Raw genomic sequence first — 6,907 nt, forward strand, 5'->3', positions numbered from 1 at the left:
TTAAGAGCTGGTGAAGGCGGGCGACGCCCCCAACTCAGGCCATTGGCGCCCATGGGCCAGTAAAGCTTTTCGGCAATCTTGTAGGCCAGTGCCACCACGACGTCCTTGAGGCGCCGCTGCAGCATGGGCAGTGCCCGTGCCTAAGGATATCTGGTGCGCGTGAGCATCGTTTGTCCTGCGTTGACCACCTGTCGTCGCAGAAGCGTTGCCGCGCGCTTGCTGATGTGCCCAAGCGATACATGACCGCCGTGCCGGTCTGTGCCGGAATAGCCGCAGGCTTGCGGCGAATGCCCTGCCTGTGCGAGTGGCTGGGCAGAGAATGGTGCGACCAAGGCAGTAGCGGTAATAGGGCCCAAGCCGGACATCTGGTCCACAATCTGCGCGGCCGGATCAGACCTTAGCCACTATGTAGGTCACGCGCAACCAGTAGGATCTTCTATTCATCGAATTCGCCAAGCGCACGGACTTGCCGCTCCAGCGCCGTGTCAGCAAGAGCGGTACGACGCGAGCGAACTACGGCCCAGCGCTCTTGGCCCGGAAGGACAGCGTACCGAAGTGCAAGCCTCACCCCAGCAGCCCCGGCATTTGGTTGCTCTGCCGGGTACGCGTACTCTCCTCCACCTTGAGTGTTGGATCCAGTTCTCACTCTGGCACAGCGACGCCGCCGATCAAGCGAGAGCCCCTTTTGCCTTCGAGGCTTTGGCTTAGCGTTAGATGGGCGGTTCATTCCAACTCCCCTCATCCGCCCCGATTTTGAAGAAAACCTGCCGTGCACTATCGAAGCATGCGTCGCTTCGATATCATTTTTTTGCCTCACACGGAAAATGAATAGATGGAAGACAGACTAGCTAGCCGCAACGACTAATGTTCGTCATGATGATGAAAAAATTTCCCATCAGTTTGTCGCGATCGATTGGCCTAATAATTGGGTTACCCCCGGAGAACGGAACAGGCTTACAGCTAATATAGCGGCATGCTTAGTCGGAATATCTGGCTCATTTTGAATTGGTCTATGCCTAACCGCGCATTGGCCTTTGGTTGGTCGTGAAGCTAGGCGTGTCAGCAATGATTTCCTTATACATCTGTACGTCACATCTCAAAATCCTCCTTCGCCAGCCATTGGCTAATGTATCCTCCCAGTGCCTTCAGAAGGGCATCAGAGCACATACCAGCGGAACCGGCTAATGCAGGGCAAAGCACGAGCTGCGTGCCTGTGTCGTCGTAGACATGAAGTATTCGGACCTGGTCCGCCGGCTTCAGAGTGTGCTCTTTATATGAAAGCCCGCGCATACCGAAGGCATGCACATAATCATCTTCATGACGCTCGCCTAGACACACCACCACCTTCGGCTGCTCGCGCCGACGTAACGCCTCGATGAAGCGAAAGCGTCCTCCATCACGGCAAAGAGACATGTAAGCGACTTTCGAAGTGAGTTCAGGTTGCATGCTAAAGCGTCGCCTCCAGCTCTGGCCATCGTCTGTACGAATTGGGAGCGGAAATAGGCTGAGCATGAATTCCCAGCCTTGCGGTCGGTACAGAAGATCTGAAAGATATTTCTTCCAGTCACCACCATCTTCGTCGCCAAACAGCACCATTTGACGAGCAGCTGACATAATACGAGCGATCCGCTGATGTGTCTGCCACCGGACTATCGCCGTTGCATGCTGAGCTCGAAAGGCGGCGTCCCAAGCTGGACATTCAAGCTTCGGCATCAGAGGCGAGACTAGCGATATGCAGCCCCTTCTCGGCGAATAATTGCAAAACCAAACTGCAGCGGACGGGTTTCCTCCTTCCATGCCGAGAAAAGACGCAAAATAGCTGCCTAATTGCTGGCGGGTAAAAGCGTTTGTGGTCATGATTCAGCTTCGTGATGGCCCTGTTAGAGTTTACCATTAGCTTCAAAATGAAAAAATATCGCGTCACCTAAACGATCAACAAAAAAATCGATATTTTTGTTTTCTCCCTTTATCTTACCCTCATTCCCTATGTATAGGCCAATTTCCTACTGCGGGGCCAATTTGCTACTGCATATTTGCGCTGACTTTCTTAGCCGGCGTCCCTGCCTTAGTTGAAACCCAGACACTTTTGGTCTCGAGGAACTCGCGCACAGCTTCGATACCGTTCTCACGGCCAATACCGGATTGCTTCATGCCACCGAAAGGGAGGTTGAAGCTCATCGCGCGATAGGCGTTAATCCACACTGTGCCGACCCTGAGCGCCTTTGAAACACGAAGCGCCTTGGAGATATCAGCTGTCCATACTCCGGCGGCGAGCCCATAAATAACATCATTGGCGATCCTCACTGCGTCCGCTTCGTCATCGAAGCCCATGACCGAGAGCACGGGGCCGAATACCTCTTCTTGCGCGATGCGCATGTCGCTCTTTACGTCGATAAAAACGGTGGGCTGTACAAACTGCCCACCAGAGAGATCCCGCATAGCCTCACCTCCTATTACACAGCGAGCACCTTCTGACTTGGCGATGTCGATGTACCGCAAAACCTTTTTATACTGCTCCGGTGTTGCTAGAGGACCGATGCTATTCTCCGGTGCGTTTGGATCACCGATTCGCGCCAATGCAACCATGCTGACAAGTTGATCGACGAAAAGGTCCTTGATACTATTCTGCACCAGCAAGCGGGACCCTGCCACACAAGCTTGACCGGTCGCTGCAAAGATCCCCGACACAACTCCACTTACTGCCTGTGCGAAGTCGCAGTCTTCGAACACAATATTGGGCGACTTGCCACCTAATTCCATTGAAACCCGTTTCATAGACTTTGCAGCAGCCGCGTATACCTTTGCCCCGGTGGCATCCGATCCAGTAAAACTCACCTTGGCGACGTCAGGATGTTCCACCAACGCAGCCCCGGTCTCCGGACCAAATCCAGTGACAACGTTGAATACTCCACTCGGGAAGCCGGCGTGCTGGGTTAACTCCATGAACTCCAGTGTGCTCGCCGAAGCAAATTCTGATGGCTTCAGGACCACGGTGCAGCCTGCTGCCAAGGCGGGCGCGCATTTCATCGCTACGAAAAGCAAAGGCGAGTTCCAGGCCGTCAAGGCACCGACCACGCCAACTGGCTCGTGGGTCGTAAAAGCAAAGGCATCGGACCTATCCAAAGGAACAACAGCGCCTTCTATCTTGTCAGCTAGGCCGCTGAAGTACCACCACCACTCCGACTGCGACCGAAGCTGGTTCAGCACCTCAGTCATCACCTTGCCATTGTCCCGTACCTCAGTTTCTGCCAGGCGCTGGGCGTTTTCAAGGACCAGATCACCGAGACGTCGCATTAGTTTGCCGCGCGCCGTGGCTGTCATCATCGCCCAAGGTCCCGCCTTCAGGGCACGCGAAGCTGCCGCTACCGCGATATCAACGTCTTCCTTTGTAGCTCTAGGGATGCGTGCCCATACCTCGCCGGTGTACGGGTTGACCGTATCGAACCACTCCAGTCTTACTGGATCGACGTAACGGCCGTCGATGAACAATTTATAGCGTTTCATTTGAATCCAAACTCTCCTTTTTTAATGAGCATTGGGTCGGTATTACATTTCCATTATTCGACAGCGCCTTGCTATGGTCCACAGCACCGCAAGTGCGTCGACTCAATTCTTGCTTTTGCTCGCATTCATGCGTCAAGCACATCACCCGACGCGGATGATTGCCATCGATTGGCGCTTAATGACCTCGTTCCCATCTGCAATTGTTTTCTGGTCGGTGCCGGCGGGAACCTGTTAAACAATGCCCCCAGTCTGCAAAGGCTTTAGGAATCAACACCTCCAACGCCCGAACGGCTGGCAAAGCTTGATCATGGAGCGATCGTAACCCTTTGAGGAAGCTACGTCAGTTCACGGTGTGATCCCGAAGGGTCAGTCCAGTTTCCGACTCAGTCACAAAAGATTTACGGCACCTCCGCCAGCGCTGTCGGACAAAATGTGAGATTTGTCGGGATCGCTCCAGTCAGGCTTACCAGAATCCGTTCCGGCTTTCCTTTGGTGCTAAGTACCGAATGCAGCCTGAAGGGCCCTACGCGCGTCCATAGTGAGGCCATCGGCCCACAAGTCTGCAGAATGCAAGCAAGAAAAGCCACGGCGTGTAAAACATCAACCGCAAACCTCATTGATCAGCGATTCCCTTCAAGATCGTTGCCACACATTTTGTAGGTTCCTTTGCAAGCTCGCTCCAGCGCTTAGCTTCTTCGCTCATGAAGGTGAGCACGAAATTTGCTGAGTGCGTGTCGACAGATAGCCTCAAGCCATGGCGCCACCACCCTTCTACCTAAATAAGAGCGTCATTTTGTTGACACGGCAAGTTTTTTCCGTATGTAATGATGACGACTTGATTCAGTTTAAGGTACCGCCTTTACGAGGTCAACAGCTGTATCTCTCTTTATCCAACGATGCCACGCAAGCCACAAAACACATCAATTTCTGACCAAAATTCTGCGCCCGGAGGTGCCTCAAGTGTGGACCGCGCTTTGTCCTTGCTTGACGTGTTCACACCACAATTTGCTTCGCTCTCACTGACTGAGATAGCGAAACAGACAAGGCTATATAAAAGCACCGTACTGAGGTTGCTAGCCTCCTTGCAACACAAGGACTATGTTCAACGTAAAACAGATGGAACCTACTGCCTCGGCCCACAAATCGCGCGTCTTTATGCAATCTACGCGTCGTCATTTTCGCTCGAAGAAATCGTTATGCCGGCGCTGCGTGAACTCACAGAAAAAACCAAGGAGAGCGCTGCATTTTATGTACGACAAAAGGAGTTCCGTCTCTGCCTCTATCGAGTTGACTCCCCACAGCTGGTTCGCGATCATATACGGGCGGGTGAGATTCTCCCAATTGATCGCGGCGCTGGCGGCCGCGTATTGCTGGCCTATTCCGGTGCGCAAGGGGAAATCTACGATCGGATTCGTAAAGATGGCATTGCTATGCTAGTCGGAGATCGCGTACCGGTGCTCAGCGGCATATCAGCTCCTGTTTTCAATGCTGCAAGAGAACTCGCTGGCGCCGTCACACTTACAATGCCCACGTCTCGCTATTCGGAAACTTTTGCGAAACCCGTACGCGATGTGGCAATGAGTATCTCATCGAGATTGGGCGTCGCCGACTTTAACGAATGATGGCACTGAGTCCCTCACATTCCCTTTTGAGAAAATGCACTGGCGTGCGAAAGAGCCCGTGACCTCTGAGTGTAGCCGATCAGGCGATTCGATACGGAACCTCACCATCACCCATGGAACTGTAGGATCATTGTAATGGCATTCACGCGGAAGCGCGCGCGAGATCCGGCGTTCTGTATGTTTTAAGCATTCAGTTCTTTCGGCGCGATCTGAGCAACTGCTTTCGTGCACGATTGACGTTGCCTTGACGACCAACAACGCCTCGCTCGGGACATTTCGTCCAGGGACTTGGAAAGCGCGCTGAGCGAGAAGCGTGAAAGTCAAATGGGCCACGCCAGCGATGATGATGAAGGCGGGTCATCGACTCGGATTCGATAGGTGTATCGACATACAACTTACGGGCGCCACGGAAATTGCAGTATTTGAGAAGGCAATCAATCAACCGGCTGACGACGGCCCCAACACGGAGGAAGCTCTCATGCAGGGGTATGCGGCATCGATGGATGCCGCCGTATGCTGCGGGTCACTTCATCAGCCGTAGCGCAGTGGTTTTGCTGAAGATCGAGATTCGCGAGCTGCTTAAATTTCGCCACTCAGCCATAGGGACGCCCCGAGAGGCGTTGATCTCTTACGACTGACGCGCCGTCCGTGCAACGGAGTCGCATAGCGAAGTAGCGAGTTGCAAGCGCCACTCAGTACCGGATGCCAACGAAATGACATGGCGGTACAGTCATACGATGGGTGCTGAAATCCACAATAGTTGTTTGTCGAACGGCTCAGGACATGCGTGAAACCAAAGTCTTCCGACGTTCGGCGGGGGGTTAGCATTAGTGCAATGCTCAGGGATTTGTTGCAGAACAGATGACCGAATCTGGGGAGGAACCCTCACTTGACAGAAGCAGAGCCAGCTTGTGCAGGGAAAGCCGAATAGGTTTACTATAGAGGACGATAGAACACCAAATAGCCCCAGTGTTTAACCGCCACACTTGGCGAGGCCGATTTGCAACCTAGGACAGAAGGACGCGATCGCGAGGTCGGTATAATGGCGGCCATGATTGATACCTCCTCCTCTTCCACCCGGTCGCCTGTGGACCCAACAGGCGCGATTTCAGCGCGCGTGCGCATCGAGCGCGAATCGCGAGGCTGGTCAATGGGCGAACTCGCTGAGCGCGCCGGCGTGTCAAAGGCCATGATCAGCAAGATCGAGCGTGGTGAAGCGAGTCCGACCGCAACAGTCCTGGGTCGGCTCTCCGGAGCCTTTGGCCTGCAGCTCTCGATGTTGCTGGCACTGGCCGAACAGTTTGGCAATCGCCTTTGCCGTGCCGCCGATCAGCAAGTCTGGACCGATCCCGAGACTGGCTATACCCGACGCGCGGTGTCGCCGCGCAATGGTGGCATGCTGGAACTCGTGGAAATCATGCTTCCAGCCAATGTTCGGATTTCTTACCCGTCATCGGCCTTCATCTTCCAGCACCAGCAGATCTGGGTACAGCAAGGGACCCTGGTGTTTGAGGAAGGTCAACTGGTACATGAGCTAGAAGTCGGCGACTGTCTGCAACTCGGTCCTCCCGCACCATGCACCTTCATCAATCCTGGCAACAACCCGTGCATCTATCTCGTTGCGTTGGTCAAGCGCTAGGGAAGTGCTTATGTGGACGCCTCCCGGATAGCAAGCTCGATTTGACATGGTGGTCGACAGGTAGAGGCAGCACGCTTATGTCCGGCCCGTTTGTTGCAGGCCTTAAGGCCTGCTGGCCCATATGGAATTCGCTGACGAGGTC

At 54.0% G+C, this 6,907-nt stretch carries 5 protein-coding genes; 2 read left to right on the forward strand and 3 right to left on the reverse strand.

Annotated elements, in window-relative coordinates:
• Nucleotides 1–140 precede the first annotated feature (140 nt).
• The 3 genes from MKD38_RS31205 to MKD38_RS29935 form a co-directional block, all read right to left on the reverse strand.
• On the reverse strand, nt 141–374 hold the full coding sequence (locus tag MKD38_RS31205; protein ID WP_012354716.1) for a transposase: 234 nt from the start codon (nt 372–374) through the stop codon (nt 141–143).
• A 715-nt stretch (nt 375–1,089) separates the two neighbouring features.
• Entirely contained in the window at nt 1,090–1,857 is a 768-nt protein-coding gene (locus tag MKD38_RS29930; RefSeq protein ID WP_012354717.1) for a hypothetical protein, read from the reverse strand.
• Nucleotides 1,858–2,022: 165 nt separating this feature from the next.
• Nucleotides 2,023–3,504 carry an aldehyde dehydrogenase gene (locus tag MKD38_RS29935; RefSeq protein WP_012354718.1) on the reverse strand — a complete coding sequence of 494 codons (1,482 nt, stop codon included), beginning with the start codon at nt 3,502–3,504 and terminating at the stop codon, nt 2,023–2,025.
• 896 nt (nt 3,505–4,400) lie between these two features.
• Between MKD38_RS29935 and MKD38_RS29940 the strand changes: the two genes are divergently transcribed.
• Together MKD38_RS29940 and MKD38_RS29945 are read left to right on the forward strand one after the other, a co-directional pair.
• Entirely contained in the window at nt 4,401–5,126 is a 726-nt protein-coding gene (locus tag MKD38_RS29940) for an IclR family transcriptional regulator (protein WP_012354720.1), read from the forward strand.
• Nucleotides 5,127–6,177: 1,051 nt separating this feature from the next.
• Nucleotides 6,178–6,765 carry a helix-turn-helix domain-containing protein gene (locus tag MKD38_RS29945; RefSeq protein ID WP_012354721.1) on the forward strand — a complete coding sequence of 196 codons (588 nt, stop codon included), beginning with the start codon at nt 6,178–6,180 and terminating at the stop codon, nt 6,763–6,765.
• Nucleotides 6,766–6,907: the final 142 nt, after the last annotated feature.

It is taken from the genome of Cupriavidus sp. WGlv3, assembly GCF_023952475.1.
Lineage (GTDB): Bacteria > Pseudomonadota > Gammaproteobacteria > Burkholderiales > Burkholderiaceae > Cupriavidus > Cupriavidus phytorum.